Raw genomic sequence first — 2,070 nt, forward strand, 5'->3', positions numbered from 1 at the left:
ACTCCAGCGCGCGACCACCAGCCACGGCATCGCTTGAGGCCGCCCAACGCCGGACGGCTGGGCGTCGGGGATGCCTGGTTGTAAGGTCTCTCCGACAATACTATTTCTTCCTCCGAGTTTTCTGCGCGGGTCCACCGTAGGAGGCCACCAGCAGATCGTGGAACGCCTGTGCGGCTGGAGCCAGCGGTCGGCCTCGAAGCTTGATGATACCGATAGTACGAACGATCTCCGGCTCGACCAGCGGGACGCTGACCAGGCCGGCCGGATGGTTGGCAGGCACGGCGTAGGCCGGCACGGCACCTATGCCGATGCCCGCTTCGATCAGGCTCACCAGCGCCGGTACATGACGGACTTCGCAGGTCCACGCCGGACGTGCTGCGACCGCCGATAAGCCTTGATCGATCAGCATGCGATTGCCGCTTCCCGGTGCGAGCGTCACGCATTCGTACTCTGCCAACTCGGTCCAGGTGACCTGACGCCTCTGCGCCAGAGGATGCTCCGGCCGGCACGCAAGGACGAAGTGCTCCTCAAGCAGCGGCTTGAACTCCAGATCCGGCTCTTGGGTTCCCAGGTAACTGACGCCAAAGTCCGCCTCCGAGCGCCCCACAGCCAGCAATATCTCCGAGGCGGTCTCGTCCAGCAGACGCACGTGGATACGGGGGTACGCCTGGTGGAATTTCCTGACCACATCCGCCAGGAAGCTACCGATGGCGGAAGGAATGCAGGCCACGGAAACCTGCCCACGAAGGCGGTCAGACAAGTCCGTCATGCCGAGCAACGCACTCTCAAGCTCGTTCAGGACGTGCCGGGCCTTGGGTATGAAGTTCCTGCCCATCGCGTTGAGTTCCACCTTGCGGGTGGTGCGCTCAAGCAGGCGGAATCCCAGCGCTTGCTCCAGTTTGTCGACCCTGCGTGAGAGGGCCGGCTGGGAAATATGCAGCGTCGCCGAGGCCGCCCGGAAGCTGCAAAGGTCCRCAACAGTCACAAATGCGCGCAAATCTGCGAGATCAAAATTCACTCGATTTCGGCATCAATCGATAGGATATTTGCACTTTACAGCAAATTCCATCCACCCGATCATTGCCGCTCAGTCATGCGTGCGGTCCGTGGGAGTACCCGCGCAGACCACGCTACCGGTGGCAACGATCCATGGCTGGCACGCAACCAAAATAACGGAGACACACGCATGTCCATTTCCATTCGCGGTGTGCTGGCCGCGCTGGCGGCATTCCCGCTGCTGGCGGGGGCCGAGCCCGCCTATCCTTCCCGGCCGATTACGCTGGTCGTCCCGTTCGCGGCAGGCGGCGGCACCGACAGCATCGCGCGTGACATCGCGAAGAACATGTCGGATCGCCTTCACCAGCCGGTGATCATCGATAACCGTGGCGGCGCTGGCGGTGCGCTGGGTGCTGACATCGTGGCCAAGGCCAGACCGGACGGCTACACGCTGCTGTTCGCCACGTCGACCTTCGCTACCAGCGCGGCCGTCGAACCCAGGCTCCCGTATGACCCGGTCAAGTCCTTCACTCCGGTCGCCATGATCGGCCGCGGGCCGCTACTGGTCGTGACCTCGAAGCAACTTGGGGTGCAGAACATGGCGCAGTTGATTTCGGCTGCGAAGGCACGACCCGCTGGCTTGAATTTCTGCTCGGCCGGCAATGGCAGCATCAACCATCTGGCAGGCGAAATGTTCCGCCAGAAAGCTGGCCTGACGATGACGCATGTGCCCTTCAAGGGCAGTGGTCCGGCCACGGTCGAATTGCTGGCCGGGCGCATCGATCTTTTCTTCGCCACGGTGCCAACCATCCTGCCCTACGTGCGTGGTGGCAAGGTGTCAGTGCTGGCGGTCACCAGCACGAAGCGCTCGCCGCTGTTCCCCAATGTGCCGACGATTGCCGAGGCAGGCGTCGCGGGTCTCGACATCACCACCTGGTGGGGCGTGCTCGCGCCAGCCCGAACGCCGGCACCCGTCATCGAAGCACTCAATCGCGCGGTCAATGAAGCCGCCGCTGCCGATCCGGTCAAGGCGCGGCTGGTGCAGGAAGGTGCCGATTCCGCCCGGCTCACGCC

Annotated in this window: 2 protein-coding genes; one reads left to right on the forward strand and one right to left on the reverse strand. The window is 63.6% G+C overall.

Annotated features, from left to right (window positions below):
- Window positions 1-100: 100 nt before the first annotated feature.
- Entirely contained in the window at window positions 101-1,018 is a 918-nt protein-coding gene (locus AC1DO7_RS41045; protein WP_477117551.1) for a LysR family transcriptional regulator, read from the reverse strand.
- Between the two features lie 168 nt (window positions 1,019-1,186).
- Between AC1DO7_RS41045 and AC1DO7_RS41050 the strand changes: the two genes are divergently transcribed.
- On the forward strand, window positions 1,187-2,070 hold an 884-nt coding region (locus AC1DO7_RS41050), incomplete at its 3' end, for a tripartite tricarboxylate transporter substrate binding protein (protein ID WP_477117552.1).

The organism is Cupriavidus sp. 05N40, assembly GCF_056397305.1.